Below are 23482 nucleotides of genomic sequence, written 5' to 3'. Positions count from 1 at the left end.
CAGCTGCTTGAGACTTGATTCTAGACCACGGTCCGGTGCCGTTCGATGCAGCTGCGCAGCACCTCATCCATCGGCTTGTCCCACCAGTCGTTGGAGAAGATCTCGATCTCGGAATAGCCGGCATAGCCTTGCGCCTCGACCGCTTTGCGCACTGATCTGATGTCGATGACGCCGTCGCCCATCATGCCGCGGTCGTTGAGGATGTCCTTGGTCGGCACCAGCCAGTCGCAGACGTGGAACGCCAGCAGGCGGTCTCGGCCCGCGCGCGCGATCTGGCTCATCAGCTCCGGATCCCACCAGATGTGATAGACGTCGAGCGCGACGCCCAACGTGCCAGTGCGGCCTGGATCGACCCGGTCGCAGATGTCGAGCGCCTGCTTCGTCGTGTTCACACAGGCGCGGTCCGCGGCATAGGCGGGATGCAAGGGCTCGATCGCTAGCGGCAGCTTTGCCTGCCTGGCATAATCGAGCATTTCAGCGAGAGCATCCTCGACCTGCGCACGCGCTGCGACGATATCTTTCGAGGCGCCGCTGCCCGGCCGCGAATATTGCGGCAGGCCGCCGACGACCAGCACGATGCAGGAGGCGCCGAGCGCCTTGGCTTCATCCACGCAGCGGCGATTGTCGTCGCGCACCTCCGCGCGGCGCGCAGCGTCAGACGTGAACATGCCGCCGCGGCAATAGCCTGAGAGCTCAACCCCGGCGTCGCGCACCGCGCGTGCGGCGCGATCCGGCCCGACGGCCGCGACCTGATCGCGCCAGGGATCGATGGCACGGATGCCGTGCCGCGCGCAGGCGTCAATGATGGCGACGAGGTCGCCCTGCTTGCGGACCGTTGCCGTGTTCAGCGACAGCCAGCGATGGTCGGAAGAGAAGTCGCGCATCAGCCCTCGATTCCGCGTAAGGCCATCACGGTCTTCATCCGCTGTGTCGCGGCTTCCGGATTGGCAAGCAGCCCGGCCTGATCGGCGAGCCGGAACAGCTCAGCCAGATGGAGCGTCGAGCGCGCGCTCTCCTGACCGCCGACCATGGTGAAATGATCGTGATGACCGTTCAGATAGGCCATGAACACCACACCTGTCTTGTAGAAGCGCGTTGGCACCTTGAAGATGTGACGCGACAGGGGCACCGTCGGCCCAAGCACATCATGGAAGCCGGCCTCGTCGCCGGCCGCCAGCCGCGACAGCGCATAGGAGGCCGCCGGCGCGATGGCATCGAAGATGCCGAGCAGCGCGTGCGAAAATCCCTGTTCGTCGCCGGCGATCAGCTCCGCATAGTTGAAGTCATCGCCGGTGTACATCTTGATGCGCTTGTCGAGGCGACGGCGCATGTCGATCTCGCGCTGCATGTCGAGCAGCGAGATCTTGACGCCATCGACCTTGGCGGCATTGCCGTTGATGATCGCGACGGCGGTATCCATCGCCCTGTCCAGATCCTGGGTACCCCAATAGCCGGTCAGGGCCGGATCGAACATGTCGCCGAGCCAGTGGATGATCACGGGTTCGCGGACCTGCGACAGCACGCGATCATAGACCCTGGCGTAGTCGTCGGCATTGCGGCCGAGCTTTGCCAGCGCGCGCGACGCCATCAGGATGATCCGACCGCCAACCTTCTCGACCGCCGCAACCTGCTCTTCATACGCGCGGATCACATCGTCGAGGCCTTTGGCATCCTCCACTGCGAGGTGATCGGTGCCCGCGCCGGAGAACACCAGCGCATTGCGCGACTTTGCGGCCGCAACCGAACGCGTGATCAATTCCAGCGAGGTCGGCCAGTCCAGCCCCATGCCGCGCTGCGCGGTGTCCATGGCTTCGGCAACACCAAGGCCGAGATCCCAGACATGCTCGCGAAAAGCAATGGTCTTGTCCCAGTCGATGGCAGCCGCGAGCCAGGGATCGTTGTCGGCGAGCGGATCGGCCACCATGTGCGCGGCCGAGAACGCAACGCGGTTCAGCGTGCCCTCGAGCTTGGCAGGGAAGCTGCGCGAGGCCGCGAGCCGATAGGTCTCGATCGAGCGATCCGCCCTGGGCAGCTTGAGCGACAACGACGATATCTGCGGGACTGGCTTGTTCATGGCTCCCTCCTCTCAGACCTTGATTGGTGCGACGTCGATCCAGCGTCGCTCCTTCCAGCTCTTCAGCGCACATTCGGCGAGCTGTACGCCCTTGGCGCCTTCGAGCAGCGTGAACTTGTACGGCGCATCCTCGCAGACGTGCCGGATGTACATCTCCCACTGCTCCTTGAAGCCGTTGTCGTAGGAGACGTTGTCCGGCAGCTTCTGCCAGTCGCCGTAGAAATCGTGCAGCCGCTTCTCGTCGGGATTCCACACCGGCCGGGGCGTCGCCTGCCGCGCCTGGATCATGCAGTCGGAGAGGCCCGCCACCGCCGAGCCAAGCGTACCGTCGACCTGGAAGGTGACGAGATCATCGCGATAGACGCGCGTCACCCAGGACATGTTGATATGGGCGATGATGCCGCCCTTGAGCTGGAAGGTGGCGTAGGCGGAGTCGTCGGCCGTCGCCTTGTACTTCTGTCCCTGCTCGTCATAGCGCTCGGGAATATCGGTATTGCCGATGCAGACCACGCTCTCGACGTCGCCAAAAAGGTTGTCGAGCACGTAACGCCAGTGGCAGACCATGTCGAGGATGATGCCGCCACCATCCTCATTGCGATAGTTCCAGGATGGCCGCTGCGCCTCCTGCCAGCCGCCTTCGAACACCCAATAGCCGAACTCGCCGCGCACCGACAGGATGCGACCGAAGAATCCGGAATCGCGCAGGAACGCGAGCTTCTTCAGGCCGGGCAGGAACAGCTTGTCCTGCACCGTGCCGTGCTTGACGCCCTTGGCGTTGGCGAGCCGCACCACTTCGACAGCTTCCTCGAAATTGGTCGCAATCGGCTTCTCGCAATAGACGTGCTTGCCGGCGTTGATGGCGCGGGTCAGCAGATTCGGCCGCGCCTGCGTGGTCGCGGCGTCGAAGAACACGCTGTCGTTCTTGTCGGCGAGCGCCGCATCGAAATCGGTGGTCCAGCGCGTGATGTTGAACTGCTTTGCCAGCCGCTCGACCTTGTCGGCGCTGCGCCCGACCAGGATCGGATCGGGCATCACGCGGTCGCCGTTCTTCAGCCTGACGCCGCCCTGGTCGCGGATCGCGACGATCGAGCGGATCAGATGCTGGTTGAGCCCCATGCGGCCGGTGACGCCGTTCATGATGAGGCCGAGGCGCTGCGTGGTCATGCCAATTGCTCCTGAAGGGATTCTGGCTGATTGAGGGGTGCCAGCGCCGACCAGTCCGGATGGACCGACGTCGCAAAGCCCGGTGTGGCGAGCGATCCCGTCAGGAGGTCGCCGCCGTGAATGGAAAGACGGATGCCCCGGCCAGAATCGGCATAGAGATCGGGATGCGCCGCCGCGAAGGCCTGCGCTTCCTCTGCGGGCGCATCGCCAAAGCCGTCGACATAGTGGTGGCCGTTGCGTTCGCCGTGATCGAGGCAAAGCAGTGTGCTCAGTGCAAGATCCTGCTGCAGGGCGAGCCCCGGCTGGCAGGTCAAGTCTTCACCGGCGACAAAACATTCGGCCCCGTCCATATCGCGCGCGATCATCCTGGACGCGTTCACTATCGACTTGTAGAAGCCCTTGCAGGATTTCGAGGATACGCCGCTATAGCCGAGCCTGAAAGCCGTCGGCCAAGCGTCATAGGAATCGTCCGCCTCGTCGATAATGAAGTCGCGACGACGGAGAGCGCCGAGCGGCGTCCGCTGGGTAATATCGCGCGGCAGCGGCTGCTCGATATATTGCAACCTGCCCGTGATGGGTGCGAGCGCGCTGTCGCGCTCCAGTCGGTCAACCAGCACTTCAAGGGCGCTCAAGTCGGTGTACTGCTCGTTGCCGTCGAGCGTGATGCTGTAATGGTGAGGCAACGTCGCAAGCTGGCCGCCAATCCGGATCAGTCGCGCGGCGTCCGCTTCCGGGTCGCCGCCGAGCTTGAGCTTGAAGTAACGCGCGCCAGAATTTGCGCGTGGATCGGCAACACCGCCTTCGCCCTCGACCTTGTCCTCAAGGCCGACGGTATGACGGATCGCGATACGCCGGGACCGGTGCTGGTTGGCAAGCCCAAGAAAGCGGCCGACATCGCCTTCACTGAGATCAGGCGACAGGCGCTCGTCGATGCCGGCGATGTTTTGGGCCATCCCGTCGAAGAAACTGGTGTCGACGCCGCGCAGCAATGCGTCGAGGACCGCCTTGTCAATCTCGGCGGGGCCATAGGCCGCAGCGAGCGGCGGAATGTTCTCCTTGGCGCAGGCCGCCACCTGCGCGCCGATGCACGCGGCATGCAGCTCGAACGCGGTCAGGAAACCGGTCTGCGCAAGATACAGCCCCCGCGCGATCTGAAGCGACCGTCGCAAGCCATCGACCGTCTGCGCCGGCGAGAGCTCGGGCCGCTTGTCGAACCATTTTGGCACCAGCAGCTCGGCACTGGCGCCGATCGCAATTCCCCTGCCCTCGACCTCGATCTCGGCACGCACGAAGAGCTGCGGTGTCGCGTGAAGCGTGATCGCGCCGAAGCGGAACGGCCGCGCGAAACGCACGGGACGTTCGAAGAACGCTATATCTCGCAGCTTCAGGCGCAACGGCATGGCCCTTAGTCCAGCGAACCCTGCGAAAAGAAGTGCTTGCGGATGCGTTGCACGAGCTCGGTAAAGACGGGATCGGCCATCACGTCGAGCGAGCGCGGGCGCGGCAGCGGCACGTCGTAGATCGCTGCGATCGCGCCCGGCCGCTCGGTCATGACCAGGACGCGGTCGGCGAGGAACACGGCCTCCGGAATCGAATGCGTGATCAGCAGCACCGTCTTGCCGGTCTCGCGCTGGATCCGCATCAGCTCCACATTCATGCGCTCGCGCGTCAGGGCATCGAGCGCGCCGAACGGCTCGTCCATCAGCATGATCCCGGGATCGTGCACCAGCGCGCGGCAGATCGAGGCGCGCTGCTGCATGCCGCCGGAGAGCTGCCAGGGCAGCTTCTTCTCGAACCCTTCGAGGCCGACCAGCTTCAACAATTGCCTTGCGCGCTCGAGATATTTCGCCCGCGGCAGCCGCTGCATGTCGATCGGCAGCATCACGTTGGACAGGATGTTGCGCCAGGGCAGCAGCAGCGCGTTCTGGAAGACGATGCCGACATTGCCGTGCGGCTTCGTCACCATCTCGCCGTCGACCAGGATCTCACCGCTCGACGGCGGCAAGAGCCCGGAGATCAGTTTCAGCAGCGTGGACTTGCCGCAGCCGGACGGGCCGACAACGACGAAAAACTCGCCCTCATTGATGTGGAAGTCGAGCGGCCGCAACGACGGCACGTCGCCATCGCGCGAGCGATAGGTTTTCGACACGCCGGACAGTGTGATGCCCGATGTGTCGCTGCCGGCCCGGTCACTCACCAGTCGCAGATGAGCGGCCGGCTGCACGACGTCGCTTGGTCTAGCAGCCGATTTCATTAGTCGCCCTTCGGCAGGTAATCGTTGGTGTAGAATGCCTTCGGGTTCGCCTTGGCCTTGGCGTCGAGACCGCCATATTCGACCAACAGGTTGACCGTATCGGTCATGTTCTGGTCGGTGACCTCGAACGGGCGCTTGTTCTTCGTCTCCGGCGTGCGGTAGAGCGGAATGGTCAGCTCGAAGCCCTGCGTCAGCGTGTCGATCTTGCCGCCCTTCGGATTGGCGTCGAGGATCGACTGTGCGGCCGTCTTCGGGTCCTTCTCGGCGGCTTCCACCGCCTTCGTCGTCGCCGACATGAAGCGACGGACAAGATCGGGATTGGCCTTCACGTAGTCCGCGTTGGCGATGATGCCCGAGGAAACCATGTTGATGCCGTAGTCGACAAACTTGATCGGGTAAACGTCCTTGCCCGTCGCATCCTTGATCTTCATCGACTGGTCCATGACGTAGCCGAGCAGGAGATCGGCCTGGCCGTTGATGACGGCGTTGAGCTTGGTCTGGCCGTCACCCGCAACGGTCTGGAAGTCGCTCTCCTTGAGGCCCGTCTTCTTCAGGAACAGCGGCCAGATCTGCGTCATGGAGTCCGCCGGCGTGATCGCCACCGTCTTTCCCTTGATGTCCTCGGGCTTCCTGATGTTCTTGTCGACGAAACCCATCGCCGACATCGGACTGGTCTGGAGCAGCACGCCGGTCGCGATCACGGGCGCGCCCTTGATCGCGGCGCGCATCATGGTGGGCACGTCGACATAGCCAAAGTCGGCTGTCTTGGCCGCAACAGCCTGCGTCGTTGCCGCCGAGCCGCGGCCTTCCTGGATCTCGAGATCGATGCCTTCGGCGGCATAGATGCCCTTCGCCTTGCCGTAATAGAACGGCGCGTGCTCGCCATAGACGTACCAGTTGAGCATCAGCACGACCTTGTCGGCGGCCTGCGCCGGCGCCACGCCGAGCGCCATCAGCGCCACCGAGACAGCTCCCATCAACCGCTTCATCGCTACTCCTCCCATTCCTTTTTTGGCTTCGGCCGCTGCTGACCGTTGGTTGGCTCATGAGGCGAAAACGATGTCCTCGCGCTGGCTGACATGCCAGGGAATGACGAGGCGCTCGATCCGGTCGACGATCCAGAACAGCACCACGCCGAGCAGCGCCAGGATTACCAGCGCTGCGAACATCGTCGGCAGGTCGAACGTTCCGATCGAGCGCTGCATCACGTAGCCGATGCCGGAATTGGAACCGACGAACTCGCCGACCACGGCACCGACGACGGCGAGGGTCACCGAGACTTTCAGGCCGGAGAAGATCGCCGGCAGTGCATGCGGCAGGTTCACCGCGCGGAACACTTGGAAGCGGCTGCCCTGCATGGCGCGGGCGAGGTCGACCATGTCAGGATCGACCGACTTGAAGCCCTGCACGGCGGAGACCACCACGGGGAAGAATCCGAGCAGGAATGCGGAAATCACTTTTGGAATGATGCCGAAGCCGAACCAGACCACGAACAGCGGCGCGATCGCGATCTTCGGCACGGACTGCGAGAACACCAGCAGCGGATAGACGTAGCTCTCCACCGTCTTCGAGCCCGCGATCAGCATCGCCACGGGAATGCCGAACAGCGCGGACAGAAGGAAGCCGCAGACCGTTGCATATGTCGTCGGCCAGCACTGCCGCAACAGTTCCGGCCAGTCGGTACGCAGCACCGCGACGACGTCGGCCGGCGCCGGGATCTGATAGGCGGGGATCCTGAACAGCCGGATCGCGAGATCCCAGGCAATGACGACAAACACCAGGAACAGGAACGGCCGCACCCAGGCCGCGTTCAGCATCTTCGACAGCGCGCTTTGCGGTCTGGCCTCCGCCACATCTCACTCCCGTCTTCTTTTTCATTCTTGGGAGAAATTAACTCGTTGGATAAATACTGTCCAGCGCTTTCCTGTGTGGCGTTTTGTGGCGCCTGTTGCCGCTTCTTTGTCTAGATCGCGGAACAGGCGTCACACTTTCAGTGTCATTCCCCGTGAAAGCGGGGAATCCAGTACGTCGCAGTTTCTCCGTATCCTCGCGCTGCCTCTGGAATACTGGATCGCCCGCCCCAGTGCGCAATTGCGCACAAGGCGGGCGATGACGGCTGGGGTTATGGAAGCAGTACGCAGGATGGGTCGAGCGGCACGTCGATGATGGCCTCGCGGCGCTGATTTGTCCGCTATGTCAAAGGCTTCGCGGAATGCGCACGGCATTGGACCGGCAACTGCCGGCTACTTTGCATGGGGTTGTTTTCGAGACTTTGGTTTGCCGTTGCGCCGGTTAGACCGGCTGATGCTGCGGGACGCGCGGCTTCGGCGCCTTGACCATGTCGAACAATTCGGCCGAGCGCCCGGTCAGCGCCGCCAGCACGAGGCCGACCATGTGGGCGAGCCGCTCCTCCTTGGCGTCTTTCGCGAGCAGGTCGCGGCCGAAAATCACGCTCAGCGTGGCGCTGTTGGAGAGATAGAAGAAGGTGAGCGCCGCGATCGAGATGTAGAGCTGCACCGGATCGACCGCGACCTGGAAGTCGCCGCTCTCGACGCCGCGGCGGACCACGGTACGGATCATCTCGACGAAGGGCGAGTGCATCGACTTGACCTTGGTCGAGCGCTTCAGATGTTTTGCGCGCGCAAGGTTCTCGGTCTGGAGCAGCGACAGGAACTCAGGGTTTCGCAGAAAGTAATTCCAGGTGAACTCGATCAGCCGCTTGATGGCTTCGGGCGGATCGAGATGCTCGAGATCGAGCCCCCTCTCCTCGTTGCGTATCTTCTCATAGGCTCCCTCCAGCACCGCGAGATAAAGTTCGTCCTTCTTGCCGACGTGGTAGTAGAGCATGCGCTTGTTGGCGCCGGCCTTGGCCGCGATGCGGTCGACGCGGGCACCCGCAAGGCCGTGAGCCGAAAACTCCTGCTTCGCGGCTTCGAGGATGCGAAGCCGCATCCCTTCCGGGTCGCGCTGCCATTTGAGAGTTCGTTTTGCCTTCGCCAAATCGGTTGCCCGCCAATGCTTGTCCCGATTGCATGTATCATGCGCTCAAGGATTTGAGAATGCGAGCGATCACACCACCGGCTTCGGTGAGCGCTCCAGCAAAATCGTCTGGATGCCGCAGGTACGGCTGCGCACCGTCATCACCCGCGTGCCCGGCTTTCGGCCGTTGCGCACCTCGCTGACGTCGACGCCCGCGGCAATCAGGCGGGCGCGGGTCGCTTCGATGTCGGCGACGCGCCAGCTCAGGCCCCAGAGCCGGTCATGGCTGAAGTCGCCGCCCGCGACCGGCCTGCGCACCACCTCGACGATGAGATCGCCGCAGCGGAAGAACATCAGCTGGCCCCAGTCGTGATGCGAGCGGTCGAGCGCCATGTCGAGCCCGAGCCGGGCGCCATAGAGCGCCGCGGCACGCTCGGAATCCTCGGACGCGACCACGACGTGGTCGAGCCCTTCGATCGGGCCGATGTCGGTCACATCAGAGATCGGACGCTGCCCGGCGAGTTCGAGAAAGAACATGCGCACGCCGCGCGTGAGCTCGGTAGCCGAGCGGGTGCGCTTCCAGTGCAGCACCGCACCACTCTCGGCGTCACGGCTCTCGACCTCCGCGATCGGCTCTGGCTTCAGCGCCACCCGGTCGAGCCGCCGGTGCATCTTGCCGATGTCTGCGACACGGAAGCACAGGCTTGCGAGCATGCCCTCATGGTCATCCAGCAGCGCGCGCATCCGGTCGGCGGTGACGCTGAAGCCGCTCGGCGCCATCAATTCCAGCGTCATGTTGTCGAGGGTGAACAGCACGCGATCGGCGCCGTCGCCGGAGTTCTGCCAGGCCGGTGCGCGTGCCAGCAGGGTCTGATAGGCGGCCCTGGCGGCGGCGATATCGCCGACCAGGGCGACCACGTGATCGAGGCCGGTGATCATGTTCCCCCCATTTTGATCGACCCGGAACAATGGGTCGAAATTCGGCATTTGTCCGGGCTTGGCATTGCCCGGTGATGGTCGTATTCCGGCCCTACGCTCACCTCAAGCGCTGAGGGCGGTGCCTTTGCGAATAAATTCCGCGTTCCATCCGCGGAAGCGGTGCTAATGTAATGCTGCCGGCCGGGACCACCCAGCGCATCACGGACAACCAATGCAGGCTCTCTTTATCGGACAGACCTATATCGACGTCACCTTCATTACCGACCACATGCCGACCGGCGATGAGAAGCACGTGGCGGATGCCTACGCGGTCTCCTTCGGCGGCAATGCGGTCACGGCGGCATTCTGCTGCGCCAAGCTGGGAGTCGTGCCCGACCTGATCGCGACGGTCGCGAACGACTGGCTTGGCCGCATGTTCCAGGACATGTGCGCCAAATACGCCATCTCGCTGCACAACCGGAAGGTCAACCAGTCCTCGCTGTCCTTCATCATGCCCAAGGACGGCAAGCGGGCCATCGTCCGCTGCCGCGACGATCACCACATCCATCCCTTCCCGATCCTCAATCTCGGCAACTGCCGCGCGCTGCATATCGACGGCCACCAGCCCGACGCCGCAATCCACTACGCAAAAGTCTGCCGCGAGGCCGGCATCTTGACCTCGCTCGACGGCGGCGGCCTGCGCACCAACACACACGAACTCCTGGAGTTCATCGATGTTGCGATCGTCGCGGAGCGGCTGTGCGAGCAGATGGATCTGACGCCGGACAAGATGCTCGATTATCTCAAGAGCCGCGGCTGCAAGATCGGCGGCGTCACCATGGGTGAGAAAGGCCTGCTCTGGTACAACGAGACCGGGGCGGTCGACATCATGCCCGCGATGCCGATCCCGCGCGAGCGCGTGATCGACACCAACGGCGCCGGCGACGTGTTCCACGGCGCCTACATCTATTCCTACCTCGCTCATCCCGGCAAAAGCTGGCGCGAGCATTTCGACTTCGCCCGCGCCGCCTCGACCCACAAGATCCAGCGCCTCGGCAACGAAGCCGGCCTGCCGACCCTTGTCGACATCGCCAAAGTCAGGCACGAATTCGAGGTCAAGGTTTAGTCTTCGCTGGGGAATCACATATGGGGCGCGTCTTCGTCGCTGGCAGCATCAACATGGATGTGGTGGCAACCGCCGATCGCCATCCCAGGGTCGGCGAGACCGTCGCCGGCAAACAGGTGCTGTATTTCCCCGGCGGTAAGGGCGCGAACCAGGCGGTCGCAGCCTCAAGGCTCGGCGCGCCGACCACGCTGATCGGCCGGCTCGGCAAGGACTCCTTCGGCGCGGAGCTGAAGGCGTTCCTCGCAGGTCAAGGCATCGATCCTAGCTATGTCCAGGAGACTGCGGAGGCCCACACCGGCACCGCCATCATCACGGTCGCGAAGGCCGACAACACCATCGTCGTCATTCCCGGCACCAACGCGCTGGTCAGCGCCGAGGATGTCGGCGTCGTGCCGCTGCTGAAGGGCGATGTCGCCGTCAGCCAGTTCGAGATTCCGCTGCCCACGATTGCCGCCTTCTTCGGGCGCGCCCGTGCGGCACAGGCGAGAACGCTGCTCAACCCGGCGCCGGCACAGAAGTTCAGCCGCGACCTGCTCGAGCTGGTCGACGTGCTCGTGCTGAACGAGACCGAGCTTGGCCTGCTCGCCGACGTGGCGTTGTCCGACAGCGATGACGTTGCGCGGATCCTCGATGCGGCGCGGCGGCTTCAAGCGAGCCCGGATCAGACCATCTGCGTCACGCTCGGCAAGCGCGGCGTTGTCGCGCTCGCGGGCCGCGAGGAGCTGATCGTGCCGGGCCGCGTGGTGCAGGCGATCGACACCACCGGTGCCGGCGATTGCTTCGTCGGCGCGCTGGCCGCGCGGCTCGCCGACGGCGCGCCTCTGCGCGACGCGCTCGCCTTTGCCAACGCCGCCGCCTCGATCTCCGTGCAGCGCATGGGCGCCGGCCCCTCGATGCCGACGGCGGAAGAAGTTTCCGCCGTCATCGGAAGCTGATCAGGCCAGCGCGCTCTTCAGATCGAAAGTCTCGTCAGCGGCCTTGTCGGGCGCGAGCGAGCGGTCCATGCCGAGCAGGCGACGGCCGAACATGTGATCGCCGGCGCGGTTGATGGACTCGATACCGAGCAGCTTGTCGCCCCTGTAGCAGAAGGCCGAGAACGCCTTCTTCGTGGGATCGCCGCGCAGCACGACGCGGTCGTAACCCGTCGTCAGCCCGGCAATCTGCAGCTTGTCGTCGCCCTGATCGCTCCAGAACCAGGGCTGGCCGTCATAGATCTTCCTGTCACCGGTCAGCCGCGCCGCCACGCAGCGGGCATGATCGGTGGCGTTCTGCACTGACTCCAGCCGCAAAGAGCCACCGAAGCGCGGGCTCGCGAACAGCGCACAATCGCCGACGGCAGAGATGTTCGGATCGGACGTCAAGAGATATTCGTCGACGATGATACCGGAGGCGACCGGCAGCCCTGCCTCCGCCGCGAGCTCGATATTCGGCAGCACGCCGACGCCGACCACGACGAGATCCGCCGGCAGATGCCGGCCATCGCTCAAGGAGACACCGGTGACCTTGCCGCCCTCCGCCTCGATGCTGGTTGCCTGCACGCCGAGATGGATGCGGATGCCCGCCTCGCGATGGCGCTCCTGGAAATACTCCGAGACCTCCGCCGTCACCGCCCGCGCCATCACGCGCGGCGCGAGCTCGAGCACGTCGACCTCGAGCCCCTTGATCCTTGCCGTGGCGGCGAATTCGAGGCCGATGAAGCCGGCGCCGATTACGACGACCCGTGTCTTCGACGGCATGATCGCCCGCAACGCCTCGCTCTCATCGAGGATGCGCAGGTATTTCACGTCGGTCAGATTGGCGTTGGGCAGATCGAGCAGCCGGTTGCGCGCGCCCGTCGCCAGCACGAGATGGCCGTAGTCGAGCGTGTCGCCAGAGGCGAGATGAACCTTGCGCCCGGCGCGATCGATCGATGTCGCGCGGCCCGCGATCAGCTCGATCTTCTGGTCGGTATAGAATTTCTCCGGCCGGAACATCAGGCTTTCAGGGCCAGCCGAGCCCTTGATATAGGCCTTGGACAAAGGCGGCCGCTGATAGGGCAGATGCGCCTCGTCATTGATAAGGCAGACGCGGCCTGCAAAGCCGGACTGACGCAGGGAGGCGGCGACCTGGTAGCCACCATGGCCCGCGCCGACGATGATCACCGAACCGTCCGTCATCGGAACAGCCCAACTTTCTGGACACGAGCGCTACCCATGTCGTCTCCTCTCTCTCACTGATTTTGGCTTGCTGGCCTTGTCGGTCGAGGCGCCGGCGCTCGTGTCCGTCCCTAATCGATGGCACCACCATTTGACCCTATCGTTCCCGGTAAGGCAAGAGCATCCGGCGGTAGGGATTGTCTCCCCTCGCCTTCTGCGATTTAGTTGCGACAAAGACCTCCTGCCGGGGATTTTGCCATGTCCGCATCCGCCGCCTCCCCCTCCGACGACGCCGCCCTGCTGAGCATCGACGGTCCCGTCGCCACCATCACGCTCAACCGCCCCGCCGCGTTCAATTCGATCAACCTCGCGATCGCGCAGAGGCTCGAACAGCTTGCCGCTGAGATCGAGACCTCCGACGCGATCCGGGTCGTCGTCATCGAAGGCGAAGGCCGCGCCTTTTGCGCCGGCGGCGATTTGCAGACCATCGGTGCCGCAGCCGAAGCCAACACGGTGACGCCGGTCGTGGGCGAACTCCTTAAGCATTATCATGCCTTCATCGAGACACTCAGGCGCATGCCAAAACTCTCGCTGTCGAGTGTGCACGGCTCGGCCGCCGGCGCCGGCATGGGACTCGCCTTCGTCACCGACCTCTGCATCGCCGCGGAAGATGCCAAGTTCACGCCGGCCTATGCCAAGATAGGTGTGTCGCCCGACGGCGGCAGCACGGTCGGCATTGTCGGAACCGTCGGCACACGACGTGCCCTGCAGATCTTCCTCGCCGAGGACAGCTTTACCGCGCAGCAGGCTCATGAGTGGGGCCTCGTCGCCAAGGTCGTTCCGGCGGCTGAGCTCAAGGCCGCCACGCGGCAGCTCGCAGAGCGCCTCGCGCAAAATCCGCCTGCCGCGATCGCGGGAACAAAGTCGCTGGTCTACCAGGCCGCGACGACGCCGGTGAGGCAGCAACTCGATGCCGAAGAGCACAAGATCATCATGGCGATGCACACGGAGGATTTCCGCGTCGCCGTGAAGAAATTCACCAGCAAGTCGAAATGAACGTGCTCACGCCGCCACGCTCATTCTACGGCCTTCGTCATGGCGCGACCGACTGGAATCGCGAGGGACGTTTCCAGGGACGGACCGACAATCCGCTGAACGCGGATGGCATCACGCAGGCCCATGCAGCGGCAGATCTGCTACGCGGCTCTGCCATCAGCCGCATCATCACCAGCCCTCTGGTGCGCGCGGCGAGAACGGCCGAGATCATTGCAGCCACGATCTCGGTACCTCTGACGACCGACCATGGCATCATCGAGTGCGATTTCGGCAGCTTCGAGGGATTATCCGTCCGCGCCTCCATGGAGAAGCACGGCGTCAAATCGGCAGAAGGCCTCATCTCCATTCTGCCGGCCGATGGCGAAGCCTGGGACGTCGTCACCAAACGGTCGCTGGCCTGCGTGTCTGGGTGGCTGGAACGGCATCCCGACGACCACATCCTGTTCGTCTGCCATGATGCAGTGATGCAGGCGCTTGCGCGGTCGCTGTGCGGCGGCTTTTTCCAGAACCGCCACGGCGCGCCCTTTTGCTACCTGCCCTCACAGCAGGAATGGCGCGTCGAGGAACTTCGCTACTGAGGGCAGATATAACCCGTGCCCGCCGGCGACTTGAAGCAGCCGACCGACTCGGGAAGCACGTGTCGTGGCAGCCACAAAACCACGCTCGGAAAATAGATCGCAAAGGCGATGGTGGCGAAGAACACGACATAGATCGGCAATGCGGCGCGCAGCGCCCTGGCAAAGCTGATGCCGACGAATTTCGAGGCCATCAGCAGCACGAGGCCATAGGGCGGCGTGATCAGGCCGAAAGCGAGTGTTGCGATCAGCACCACGCCCATATGCACGCCGTTGATGTCGCCGGCTTCCGTCAGCGCGTTCACCAATGGCATGAAGATAATGATGGTCGGCACCGGCTCGATGAAGTCGCCGACCACGGTGAACAGCAGCACCATCAAGAGCATGATCAGGTGCGGATCGTTGCCGGCGATCGAGGTGATCCATTCCGCGATGTAGTTCGCACCGCGCAAATAAGCCAGCATCCAGCCGAACGCGTTGGCGGCGCCGATCGTGATCAGCGGCAGCGAGAAGATCAGCCCGGCGAGGCAGAAGTCGTACGGAATCTTCCTGAAGTGGCCGCGGTTCAGTGCGGGGATCACGACAAGGATGATCCAGGCCACGGCAACCACGCCGGCTTCCGTCGGCGTGAACCAGCCGGTCAAGATGCCGCCAAGCAGGATCACCGGGATCATCAGCGGCAAGGCCGCATCGCCGGCGGCAAATACCACCTGCCGCAGCGGCGCGCGCGGCTTGCGGAGGCCGGACGGGCCGAAGAAATAGCAGTAGATCATCAGGCCGAAGCCGATCATCAGGCCGGGCACGACACCGGCCATGAACAGGCCGGCGATCGAGACGTTGCCGACCGCGCCATAGACCACCGCGGTGATGCTCGGCGGCACCAGCGCCGCGATGGTCGAGGCCGATGCAATGATCGCGGCGATGAACGCGGGCTCGTAGCCCTCCCGCTTCATCGGGCCGCCGAGCGCGCGGCTCATCACGGCAACGTCGGCCGTCGTCGAGCCCGACATTTCCGAGAAGAACATGCTGAAGACGACGACGACCTGCGACAGCCCACCCCTGATATGCCCGACCAGCGACACCGAGAGGTTCGCGATTCTTACCACCACATTCGCCGAGCTCATGAGCTCGCCGACCAGCAGGAAGAACGGGATTGCGAGCAGCGCCTCGGAATCCACGCCGTCAAAGATCTTCTGGATGATGGCGGCGAGCGAGACGTCGGACAGGATCGCGCCGATGAAGACACCGGCCATCAGCGAGAACGGCACGGGCACGCCGAGATAGCCGAAGAACAGGAAGCAAGACGACATCAACACCAGGACGACGGGTGCGCTCACGGCTGCACCCTCGTCTGCGCATTGGCATCGGGTCCTGGCGTCGCAGCGCCCTCATCCGGCGGTTCGGGATGATCAAAACCGTTGCGCAGGCCGTTGACGAGCTGCTCGATCGTGAAAAGGCCGATCAGGACGCCTGACACCGGAATGATGGCATAGAGCGAGGCAATCGGCGTGCCCGACGGCAGGCGAAAACTGCCGAAGCCGCGAAGATAGTTGAGATAGCCGTACCAGATCAGGCAGGCGGCAACGCCGAGCACGACGATACGGATGACGACCTCGACGATCAGCCGCGGCGTGCCGTGCATCGCCTCCGAGATCGCGGTGAGATAGAGATGATCGTTGCGCCGGGTCGCGGCCGCCGTTCCGATGAAGATCGCGTAGATGAACAGCGTCGAGGTGACCTCCTGGAGCCACAGCCAGGGATGACCGATGGTACGGGTGACGATGTCGGCGGTCACCGACAGCGAGAAGCCGAAGCAAAGCACGCCGCAAAGCATCATCAGCGCCAACTCGAGCCAGTCGAGCGAGCGCCACTTCAGGTGACGCTGCCGCGTCAGGACGAGCTTGTCGGCAATGGGCATCAACGACTCCGTCGTCCCGGCGAAGGCCGGGACCCATAACCCCAGCTGCGCGTTGTTGAAAGAAGCAGACTGCCACCGTGCCACAAGCTCCGCCGCGGAGTATGGGTCCCGGCCTTCGCCGGGACGACTCGTGGAGGCAGTGGCATCTGCGGCCTAATTGATCGACCGGATCAGGTTCTTGATCTTCTCGGCGTGCGGGCCGAGATCCTTGGCGAGCTTGTCGAGATAGGGATCAGCAATCGTGATGAAGCCGGACTTGTCAACGTCGGTCACAACCTTGACGCCGATCGATTTCAGCTTGACTTGCGATTGATGCTCAAGCTCGATCGCCTTGGCCGGCTGGGTCTTGTTGACCTCGTCGGCGGCGGCCTGGACCCAACCCTGCTGCTCGGGAGTGAGGCTGTTCCAAAGCTTGTCACTGACCCAGACCAAACTGTTGTTGGCCTCATGCTCGGTCATCGAGAGCACCGGCGCCACCTCGTAGTGCTTGTTGGCGAGATAGACGTTGACGCCGTTCTCGGCGACATCGACCACGCCGGTTTGCAGAGAGGTGTAGACGCTACCGAACGGCATATGCACGATCTGCGCGCCATAGGCCGGAAACATGGTGTCCTCGGTTGGCGTCGCCTGTACCCGCACCTTCAGGCCCTTCATGTCGTCGACCTTTTTGATCTCCCGCTTGGAATACATGTTGCGCAAACCAAGAGTCGCGAGCGCAATGACGTGGGCGCCCTGAACCGTATCCGAAATCATCGCCTTGACGGCCGCTGCGACAGCGGGGTCCGCCATCGCCTTGATGAGATGGTCCTCCGAGCGGAACAAGTAGTGCATCGACATCACGCCGGCCTGCGGCGAGAGCGTCGCGGCATTTGCGGATGAGGAGATACAGAATTCGACGTCGGCTGCCTTGACAAGTTGCAAGACTTGCGGCTCCTGCCCGAGCTGCGCACCGGGATACTGTTCGATGAGCATCGTGCCCTTGCTCAGCGCCTTCAGCTTCTCGCTGAAGATGTCACCGAGGATTCCATACCCCGTGGTCTTGGGCTGGTCGTAGGCGAAGCGATAATGCTTCACCTCCTGTGCCGATGCGCCCGTGACGAACAGGATCGCGGCCGTTGCCGCCAGCCCAAGCATGGATCGTGCAATCATCGTCTCCCCCTGTTTTATGGTTCGCCGCTTTTGCGGCTGAACAGTTTTGCGGGTGGTCGCTCACCCCTTCCCGGTCTTTGGTCCAGTCCTCTGCATGAAATCGAAGTCGCAGCCCTCGTCGGCCTGCAAGATGGTCTCGTTGAACAGCCAGGCATAGCCACGCCTGGCCTCGTCCGACGTCGCCGGGAGCTTCAAGACGGTGCGCCGGCGCGCCAGCTCCGCATCGTCAACCAGAAGCTCGATGCTGCGCTTGGCAACATCCAGCCGGATCATGTCGCCGTTCTTCACCAGCGCAAGCGGTCCGCCGACCGCGGATTCCGGCGTGATGTGCAGCACGATGGTGCCGAACGCCGTGCCGCTCATGCGCGCGTCCGAGATGCGCACCATGTCCTTGGTGCCACCACGCGCCAGCTTCTTCGGGATCGGCAAGTAACCTGCCTCGGGCATGCCCGGCGCGCCCTTCGGCCCCGCATTGCGCAGCACCAGCACGTCATCGGCAGTGACGTCGAGATCGGGATCGTCGACCCGCAAGGTCATATCCTCGACGGATTCGAACACCACCGCACGCCCGGTGTGCTGCAATAGCTTGGGGCTTGCAGCGGATTGCTTGATGACGGCACCGCGCGGCGCGAGATTGCCGTGCAGGACGGCAAGACCGCCTTCCGGCTTGATCGGATTGTCGCGCGGACGGATGGCGTCCTGTCCGGGCACGTCTTCCGCATTGGCAACGACGTCTCGGAGGGTCTGTCCAGAAATCGTCTTGGCGTCGAGATCGATGAGATCGCCAAGCTGCGCCAGGAGTTTCGGCACGCCGCCGGCGTGATGGAAATGCTCCATATAATGCTCGCCAGACGGTTTCAGGTCGACCAGCACCGGCACTTCGCGGCCGAGCTTGTCGAAGGCATCGAGATCCAGCCGGTGTGGCGAACGATGCGCCATCGCCGTCAGATGGATCAGGCCGTTGGTCGAGCCGCCGATCGCTTGCAGCACGACCTGCGCATTTTTGAAAGACGCCGGCGTCAGCAATTCGCTCGGCTTCGGCCCCTTGGTCTTGGCCATCTCGGCGGCGACCTTGCCGCTCGCTTCAGCCAGACGGAAACGCTCGGCATGCGGTGCCGGGATCGTCGCGCTCATCGGCAACGAAAGGCCGAGCGCCTCGATCATGCAGGCCATGGTCGAGGCCGTGCCCATCACCATGCAGGTGCCGACCGATGGTGCGAGCCGGCCGTTGACCGCCTCGATCTCGGCATCGTCGATATCGCCCGCGCGATATTTCGCCCAAAGCCGCCGACAATCGGTGCAGGCCCCCAGCACCTCGCCCTTGTGATGGCCGACCACCATCGGCCCCACGGGGATGACCACGGTCGGCAGGTCGGCGCTGATCGCGGCCATCACCTGCGCGGGCAGCGTCTTGTCGCAGCCGCCGATCACGATCACCGCATCCATTGGCTGGGCGCGGATCATCTCCTCGGTGTCCATCGCCATCAGGTTGCGCAGGTACATCGAGGTCGGATGCGCAAAACTCTCGGCGATCGAGATGGTCGGGAACACGAACGGCATCGCGCCCGACAGCATCACGCCACGCTTCGCGGCCTCGATAATCTGCGGCACGTTGCCTTGGCAGGGATTGTAATCACTGTAGGTGTTGGTGATGCCGACGATCGGGCGCTCGAGCGCATCGTCGGAATAGCCCATCGCCTTGATGAAGGCCTTGCGCAGGAACAGCGAGAAGCCGGCATCGCCATAGCTCGTCAGCCCTTTGCGCAAGCCACTCGTCATGATGCTACTCCCTTCCGCAACTGCCATTGTCGTACAGGCTGCCCCCTGATTGTCAATAACAGAGGTCGCATTTCGACTTTTTTCCGATCATTGCAGCGCCACAGCGGGCAGATTATTGACAATCCGTCCCCTCCTGCTCCACAAGGCGAGCGAACCACTGGGCCCGGCCTCGGGAGGCCAACGGATGACGGAGACGGCAAGCGAGAGCCCGGCGGCACTTCGGCGCGAGGACCCGGACGACGTGGTCGCGCGGCTCGAGGAGGACATCATCTTCGGCCGCTTCGCGCCGGCGGCGCGCCTGACCGAGGACGCGCTGATGTCGCGCTACGGCACCTCGCGGCACTTCGTTCGGCAGGCTCTCGTCGAGGCCGAGCGGCGCGGCATCGTCCGGCGCGAGAAGAACATCGGCGCCACCGTTCGCTTCTACTCGGCCGAGGAGGTCCGGCAGATCTACGAGGTCCGGGAGATGCTGACGCGGCAAGCCGCGCTGATGATCCCCCTGCCCGCGCCGCACGGCCTGATCGACGAACTCACCGAGTTGCAGCGACACTATTGCGCCAAGGCCGAGATGCAGGACCTGCGCGGCATCCACGAGGCCAACGACGCCTTCCATGTCGCGCTGTTCTCCGCCTGCGGCAATCCCTATTTGGTGCGCTCGCTCCAGGACTACATGAACCTGACGCTGCCGATGCGCGCGAAGAACCTCGCCGACCGCGAGGGACTGGCACTGTCGCGGCGCCAGCACGAATTGATGATCGAGCTTCTGAAGGGCCGCGACAGCTGGGCGCTGGCCCAGCTCTGCGTCAATCACATGCAGTTCAGCAAGTCGGATTATCTGAAGCGGATTGCGGGCGACGAGCCCGCGCGTTAGCGTTTGCTCCAGTCGATGATCCGGCTCGGATCCGCATCGAACTCGATGCTGCAAAACGCGCCGCCCTGGTAGTAGTCGCCAACCGGATCGGGCTTGAGCTTGGCCTGCTCCGCCATCGCGTGCTGCACATGGTCCTCTGCGCGGCCGGTCGGGCGGTAGCCGAACTCGTAGGCGCGACTGTTGTCCCACCAGGCGCGCTCGTTGAGCGAGGCACCGTAGAAGATCTCGAAATGGATGTCGGGGTGCTCCAGGCCAATGCGGCAGAGCTGGACGAGATCCTCAGGCTTCAGCCAGATCGCGAGCCGGCGCTGATCGAGCGGCTTCTCGCCGAAATTGCCGATGCGGAGGCAGGTGACCTTCAGCCCGTGCTTGTCGGCATAGAGCGCACCGACGGCTTCGCCGAACACCTTGCTGACGCCATAGCGGCCGTCCGGGCGCGGGGTGACGTCGGCGCCGATCTTGTGGTGACGCGGATAGAAACCGACGGCGTGGTTCGAGGACGCGAAGACCACGCGCTTGACGCCCTTCTTGCGCGCCGCCTCGAACAGATTGTAGCCCCCGATGATATTGGCCTGGAGAATGTCGTCCCAGGGTCCCTCGACCGAATAGCCGCCGAAATGCAGGATGCCGTCGACGCCCTCGCAGATCGCTTCGCATTGCGCGAGATCCGACAGGTCCGCAGCCTTGAACTTCTCGTTGGCGCCGAGATCGGCGGGCGGCTTGATGTCAGAGAGCAGGAGATCCGGATAGATCGGCGGCAGCAATTTGCGCATCGCGCTGCCGATTCCGCCCGAAGCTCCCGTCATCAAAATACGCGGCATTTCTTCCCTCGCAGGTAGCGACCGGTTTGCGGTCGTTGGGCTCTAATGATAGCAGACCTGACCAGAGGGGACGCAACAACGAGAACTGCACATGTCCGATGCATCGTCACTTTCCCAAGGATCGTCCCAAGGCTGGTCCCAAGGCTGGCGGCCGGCGACCTATTACCCTGATCCGGCGATAAGTGCACTAGACCCAAGGTTTGAGAAATACTGGCTGAAGCTCTCGGCTGTGGAACGCCTCACCACCGGCCTGCGCTGGGCCGAAGGGCCGGTGTGGTTCGGAGACGGGCGGTATCTGTTGTGCAGCGACATCCCCAACCAGCGCATCATCAAATGGGAGGAGGAAACCGGGGTGGTTTCCGTTTTCCGAAAGCCCTCCAACTTCGCCAATGGCAACACGAGGGATCGCCAGGGGCGGCTGATCACCTGCGAGCATGGCGGCCGCCGGGTGGTGCGCACCGAATATGACGGCGCGATCACGGTGCTGATGGATTCGTTTGGCGGCAAGCGGCTGAACTCGCCGAACGACGTCGTCGTGAAGTCCGACGGCTCGATCTGGTTCACCGATCCCGTGTTCGGGCTGCTCGGCAATTACGAGGGCTACAAGGCGGAATCCGAGATCGATCCCAACGTCTACCGGCTCGATCCCGTGAGCCGCAAGGCGACGATCGTGGCCGAGGGCGTGCTCGGCCCGAACGGGCTGTGTTTTTCGCCGGACGAGAAGATCCTCTACGTCGTGGAATCGCGCGGGCAGCCGAACCGCAAGATCCTCGCCTATGACGTCTCGCCGGACGGCGCGACGATCTCCAACAAGCGCGTCTTCATCGATGCTGGACCAGGGACGCCGGACGGCATGCGCTGCGACATCGACGGCAATCTCTGGTGCGGCTGGGGCATGGGCGATCCCGAGCTCGACGGCGTCGTGGTGTTCGCGCCCGACGGCGTCATGATCGGCCGCATCGCGCTGCCCGAGCGCTGCGCCAACCTCTGCTTCGGAGGCGTCATGCGCAACCGCCTGTTCATGGCGGCGAGCCAGTCGATCTATGCACTGTACGTGAACACGCAGGGCGCGCTGGGCGGATAGAGGAGTGCAGAGAATAAGGACTACCAGAATCCGGCCAATCAGAATCGCGATGGCGGCCACAATAGATGGAACGATGATCGCACGGAACCCGCTCATCCGGAAAATGAAGCCAGGCTGACCTTTCGTGTTGAGGGGAACTTCCTTCGCAATTCAGCGTCAGATGGAGCTTTGTCAGAATTCGACTGGGGTTCGATTCCCATGTTGTGAGTGGACAGTTGGAAGATTTCGCCGGACATTCCGTCGATCGGGAGGAACCCGCCGGCTAATTTCCAACGCCAAACCATCACCCCGAAATTTCCCAAGAGAAATTTCCCAAGACAAGGCAGTTGCGAGATCGTGCGACGGCGTCGTCCACCCGCAGATCAGGAGCTACCCCAGCAAAGCAACATTGCAACAATCAATGCGGAGAGAACGCCATGGCCGCCAATCTCACGTCCGTTGTGATGCAATTCCTGACTCCCGAAGTTCTGGCGCAAATCGCTTCATTTCTTGGAATCGATCGAACCACAGCCCAGAAGGCAACAGCCGGAGCTGTCCCGTCACTGCTAGCCGGGCTGGCAGACCTTGTCGGTACTCCCGCTGGAAGCAATCAATTATCAAAGCTGCTGTCCCAACAGCAAGCCGGCTCTCCTGCAGATATTTTGCGCGGCGCGAGTCCTGAGCGACTGGCTGAGACCGGGACGGGCATGCTGTCCGGATTGTTCGGCGCTGGAACAATGGGGACCATGGCCCAGGCTATCGGAAAGTTTGCCGGCGTGGGCGACGGCGGCGGATCGTCGCTGCTCGGCATCCTCGGCCCGATCGTGCTGGGCGCGCTGGGGCAGCACCAGCGCGAGACTGGTCTCGATGCAAACGGTTTGGCATCGCTGCTGCGCTCGCAGAAGGACCAGATTTCCGCGGCCATCCCGGCAGGCCTTGCCAGTCAGCTCAGCGCTGCGGGTCTGATCGACCAGGCGGGTACCGGAGTACGCAGCGGGATGGCCGCTGCCTCCGCCGCGGGAAGTCGAATCGCGAGCGCAAGCGAACGTGCGAGTTCCGCTTACGCAACAGCCACCAAGACCACTCAATGGCCGTATTGGCTCGCCGCCCTGGTCGTCCTGGGTGGTCTTGCATGGTACGCATTCGACCGTCCTGGCCAGCAGACGGTCGCTGAGCAGACCGCTCCCGCGCGGCCCGCCACCACCGTGGGCATGGCACCTACGAACTTGACTGTCGACGGTGTGAACCTGGCCAGCCAGGTCAACACGACGATCGACTCCTTGAAGTCAGCGCTTCCGAGCATCACCGATGCCACCGGGGCGCAGGCGGCTCTACCAAAAATCAACGCGGCAATATCGCAGCTCGACGACGTCGGCACACGCGCGGCAAAGCTCACGCCCGAAGGACGAACTGCGCTCGCCAAACTGATCGCCGCCGCGATGCCGGCCATCAACCAGATGTGCGACAAGGTCATGGCGGCTCCCGGCGTCGGGCCGATCGCGAAACCGGCGATCGACGATCTCAGGGCAAAGCTCGATTCGCTGGCCCGAGTTTGAAATTTCTGAGTGCGGCGACCCAGGACTGTCGCCGTACTCAGATC

The 23482-nt window shown here is 63.6% G+C and carries 22 protein-coding genes; 7 read left to right on the top strand and 15 right to left on the bottom strand.

Annotated elements, in window-relative coordinates:
• Positions 1–20 precede the first annotated feature (20 nt).
• The 9 genes from Q2941_RS15775 to Q2941_RS15735 form a co-directional block, all read right to left on the bottom strand.
• Complete coding sequence (locus Q2941_RS15775) at positions 21–884, bottom strand: sugar phosphate isomerase/epimerase family protein (RefSeq protein ID WP_254107044.1); 864 nt, start codon at positions 882–884, stop codon at positions 21–23.
• Positions 884–2074 carry a dihydrodipicolinate synthase family protein gene (locus Q2941_RS15770; RefSeq protein ID WP_458193044.1) on the bottom strand — a complete coding sequence of 397 codons (1191 nt, stop codon included), beginning with the start codon at positions 2072–2074 and terminating at the stop codon, positions 884–886. Before Q2941_RS15770 ends, Q2941_RS15775 begins: the two co-directional genes overlap by 1 nt.
• Before the next feature lie 12 nt (positions 2075–2086).
• Positions 2087–3238, bottom strand: a complete 1152-nt coding sequence (locus tag Q2941_RS15765) for a Gfo/Idh/MocA family protein (RefSeq protein ID WP_254107046.1) — start codon at positions 3236–3238, stop codon at positions 2087–2089.
• Positions 3235–4638 carry an enolase-like domain-containing protein gene (locus Q2941_RS15760; RefSeq protein ID WP_027525514.1) on the bottom strand — a complete coding sequence of 468 codons (1404 nt, stop codon included), beginning with the start codon at positions 4636–4638 and terminating at the stop codon, positions 3235–3237. The genes Q2941_RS15765 and Q2941_RS15760 overlap by 4 nt, the downstream gene beginning before the upstream one ends.
• Before the next feature lie 5 nt (positions 4639–4643).
• Complete coding sequence (locus Q2941_RS15755) at positions 4644–5492, bottom strand: ABC transporter ATP-binding protein (protein ID WP_458193043.1); 849 nt, start codon at positions 5490–5492, stop codon at positions 4644–4646.
• Positions 5492–6481 carry an ABC transporter substrate-binding protein gene (locus tag Q2941_RS15750; RefSeq protein ID WP_027525516.1) on the bottom strand — a complete coding sequence of 330 codons (990 nt, stop codon included), beginning with the start codon at positions 6479–6481 and terminating at the stop codon, positions 5492–5494. The genes Q2941_RS15755 and Q2941_RS15750 overlap by 1 nt, the downstream gene beginning before the upstream one ends.
• 54 nt (positions 6482–6535) lie before the next feature.
• Positions 6536–7345 (bottom strand): ABC transporter permease, encoded by an 810-nt coding sequence (locus Q2941_RS15745; RefSeq protein WP_027525517.1) that lies wholly within the window; start codon positions 7343–7345, stop codon positions 6536–6538.
• A gap of 439 nt (positions 7346–7784) precedes the next feature.
• On the bottom strand, positions 7785–8492 hold the full coding sequence (locus Q2941_RS15740) for a TetR/AcrR family transcriptional regulator (protein WP_198031844.1): 708 nt from the start codon (positions 8490–8492) through the stop codon (positions 7785–7787).
• A 69-nt stretch (positions 8493–8561) separates the two neighbouring features.
• A complete protein-coding gene (locus Q2941_RS15735) occupies positions 8562–9410 on the bottom strand; it encodes a VOC family protein (protein WP_458193042.1) in 849 nt (282 codons plus the stop codon).
• 211 nt (positions 9411–9621) lie between these two features.
• On the opposite strand from Q2941_RS15735, the gene Q2941_RS15730 reads away from it, so the two are divergent.
• Both Q2941_RS15730 and rbsK read left to right on the top strand, forming a co-directional pair.
• The gene (locus Q2941_RS15730) at positions 9622–10515 is read left to right on the top strand and encodes a sugar kinase (protein ID WP_027525520.1); all 894 of its coding nucleotides are present in this window, start codon (positions 9622–9624) and stop codon (positions 10513–10515) included.
• A 20-nt stretch (positions 10516–10535) separates the two neighbouring features.
• On the top strand, positions 10536–11450 hold the full coding sequence (rbsK, locus tag Q2941_RS15725) for a ribokinase (RefSeq protein WP_458193041.1): 915 nt from the start codon (positions 10536–10538) through the stop codon (positions 11448–11450).
• Here the strand turns inward: rbsK and Q2941_RS15720 are convergent, their stop codons facing one another.
• Positions 11451–12671 (bottom strand): NAD(P)/FAD-dependent oxidoreductase, encoded by a 1221-nt coding sequence (locus tag Q2941_RS15720; protein WP_458193040.1) that lies wholly within the window; start codon positions 12669–12671, stop codon positions 11451–11453.
• Positions 12672–12908: 237 nt separating this feature from the next.
• On the opposite strand from Q2941_RS15720, the gene Q2941_RS15715 reads away from it, so the two are divergent.
• Complete coding sequence (locus Q2941_RS15715; RefSeq protein ID WP_458193039.1) at positions 12909–13706, top strand: enoyl-CoA hydratase/isomerase family protein; 798 nt, start codon at positions 12909–12911, stop codon at positions 13704–13706.
• Complete coding sequence (locus Q2941_RS15710) at positions 13703–14284, top strand: histidine phosphatase family protein (protein WP_458193038.1); 582 nt, start codon at positions 13703–13705, stop codon at positions 14282–14284. Before Q2941_RS15715 ends, Q2941_RS15710 begins: the two co-directional genes overlap by 4 nt.
• Here Q2941_RS15710 and Q2941_RS15705 read toward each other — a convergent pair.
• The 4 genes from Q2941_RS15705 to Q2941_RS15690 all read right to left on the bottom strand — a co-directional run bounded on the left by Q2941_RS15705 (position 14278) and on the right by Q2941_RS15690 (position 19127).
• Positions 14278–15618 carry a TRAP transporter large permease gene (locus tag Q2941_RS15705; RefSeq protein ID WP_027525525.1) on the bottom strand — a complete coding sequence of 447 codons (1341 nt, stop codon included), beginning with the start codon at positions 15616–15618 and terminating at the stop codon, positions 14278–14280. The genes Q2941_RS15710 and Q2941_RS15705 overlap by 7 nt on opposite strands.
• Positions 15615–16199: a TRAP transporter small permease gene (locus Q2941_RS15700; RefSeq protein WP_458193037.1), complete on the bottom strand. Its 585-nt coding sequence runs from the start codon at positions 16197–16199 to the stop codon at positions 15615–15617. Before Q2941_RS15700 ends, Q2941_RS15705 begins: the two co-directional genes overlap by 4 nt.
• Before the next feature lie 153 nt (positions 16200–16352).
• A complete protein-coding gene (locus tag Q2941_RS15695; protein ID WP_458193036.1) occupies positions 16353–17348 on the bottom strand; it encodes a TRAP transporter substrate-binding protein in 996 nt (331 codons plus the stop codon).
• A gap of 60 nt (positions 17349–17408) precedes the next feature.
• Complete coding sequence (locus Q2941_RS15690) at positions 17409–19127, bottom strand: IlvD/Edd family dehydratase (protein WP_458193035.1); 1719 nt, start codon at positions 19125–19127, stop codon at positions 17409–17411.
• A 184-nt stretch (positions 19128–19311) separates the two neighbouring features.
• Here Q2941_RS15690 and Q2941_RS15685 point away from each other — a divergent pair, with 184 nt between their 5' ends.
• Positions 19312–19998, top strand: a complete 687-nt coding sequence (locus Q2941_RS15685) for a GntR family transcriptional regulator (protein WP_458193034.1) — start codon at positions 19312–19314, stop codon at positions 19996–19998.
• Here Q2941_RS15685 and Q2941_RS15680 read toward each other — a convergent pair.
• On the bottom strand, positions 19995–20819 hold the full coding sequence (locus Q2941_RS15680; RefSeq protein ID WP_458193033.1) for an NAD-dependent epimerase/dehydratase family protein: 825 nt from the start codon (positions 20817–20819) through the stop codon (positions 19995–19997). The genes Q2941_RS15685 and Q2941_RS15680 overlap by 4 nt on opposite strands.
• 91 nt (positions 20820–20910) lie before the next feature.
• Between Q2941_RS15680 and Q2941_RS15675 the strand changes: the two genes are divergently transcribed.
• Together Q2941_RS15675 and Q2941_RS15670 are read left to right on the top strand one after the other, a co-directional pair.
• Complete coding sequence (locus Q2941_RS15675) at positions 20911–21903, top strand: SMP-30/gluconolactonase/LRE family protein (RefSeq protein WP_458193032.1); 993 nt, start codon at positions 20911–20913, stop codon at positions 21901–21903.
• 326 nt (positions 21904–22229) lie between these two features.
• Entirely contained in the window at positions 22230–23438 is a 1209-nt protein-coding gene (locus Q2941_RS15670; RefSeq protein ID WP_458193031.1) for a DUF937 domain-containing protein, read from the top strand.
• Positions 23439–23482: the final 44 nt, after the last annotated feature.

The sequence above is a fragment of the Bradyrhizobium sp. UFLA05-153 genome, assembly GCF_054185185.1.
The sequence above is the reverse complement of the archived record's forward strand: the minus strand, read 5'-3'. Positions and strand labels throughout refer to the sequence as shown.

Excerpts from the sequence above, each read along its gene's own strand:
- Q2941_RS15715 (WP_458193039.1), top strand. The coding sequence starts at position 12,909 with ATGTCCGCATCCGCCGCCTCCCCCTCCGACGACGCCGCCCTGCTGAGC.
- Q2941_RS15760 (WP_027525514.1), bottom strand. The coding sequence starts at position 4,638 with ATGCCGTTGCGCCTGAAGCTGCGAGATATAGCGTTCTTCGAACGTCCC.
- Q2941_RS15690 (WP_458193035.1), bottom strand. The coding sequence starts at position 19,127 with ATGACGAGTGGCTTGCGCAAAGGGCTGACGAGCTATGGCGATGCCGGC.
- Q2941_RS15700 (WP_458193037.1), bottom strand. The coding sequence starts at position 16,199 with ATGCCCATTGCCGACAAGCTCGTCCTGACGCGGCAGCGTCACCTGAAG.
- Q2941_RS15720 (WP_458193040.1), bottom strand. The coding sequence starts at position 12,671 with ATGACGGACGGTTCGGTGATCATCGTCGGCGCGGGCCATGGTGGCTAC.
- Q2941_RS15770 (WP_458193044.1), bottom strand. The coding sequence starts at position 2,074 with ATGAACAAGCCAGTCCCGCAGATATCGTCGTTGTCGCTCAAGCTGCCC.
- Q2941_RS15755 (WP_458193043.1), bottom strand. The coding sequence starts at position 5,492 with ATGAAATCGGCTGCTAGACCAAGCGACGTCGTGCAGCCGGCCGCTCAT.
- Q2941_RS15735 (WP_458193042.1), bottom strand. The coding sequence starts at position 9,410 with ATGATCACCGGCCTCGATCACGTGGTCGCCCTGGTCGGCGATATCGCC.
- Q2941_RS15730 (WP_027525520.1), top strand. The coding sequence starts at position 9,622 with ATGCAGGCTCTCTTTATCGGACAGACCTATATCGACGTCACCTTCATT.
- Q2941_RS15695 (WP_458193036.1), bottom strand. The coding sequence starts at position 17,348 with ATGATTGCACGATCCATGCTTGGGCTGGCGGCAACGGCCGCGATCCTG.
- Q2941_RS15775 (WP_254107044.1), bottom strand. The coding sequence starts at position 884 with ATGCGCGACTTCTCTTCCGACCATCGCTGGCTGTCGCTGAACACGGCA.
- Q2941_RS15680 (WP_458193033.1), bottom strand. The coding sequence starts at position 20,819 with ATGCCGCGTATTTTGATGACGGGAGCTTCGGGCGGAATCGGCAGCGCG.
- Q2941_RS15685 (WP_458193034.1), top strand. The coding sequence starts at position 19,312 with ATGACGGAGACGGCAAGCGAGAGCCCGGCGGCACTTCGGCGCGAGGAC.
- Q2941_RS15710 (WP_458193038.1), top strand. The coding sequence starts at position 13,703 with ATGAACGTGCTCACGCCGCCACGCTCATTCTACGGCCTTCGTCATGGC.
- Q2941_RS15765 (WP_254107046.1), bottom strand. The coding sequence starts at position 3,238 with ATGACCACGCAGCGCCTCGGCCTCATCATGAACGGCGTCACCGGCCGC.
- Q2941_RS15750 (WP_027525516.1), bottom strand. The coding sequence starts at position 6,481 with ATGAAGCGGTTGATGGGAGCTGTCTCGGTGGCGCTGATGGCGCTCGGC.
- rbsK (WP_458193041.1), top strand. The coding sequence starts at position 10,536 with ATGGGGCGCGTCTTCGTCGCTGGCAGCATCAACATGGATGTGGTGGCA.
- Q2941_RS15675 (WP_458193032.1), top strand. The coding sequence starts at position 20,911 with ATGTCCGATGCATCGTCACTTTCCCAAGGATCGTCCCAAGGCTGGTCC.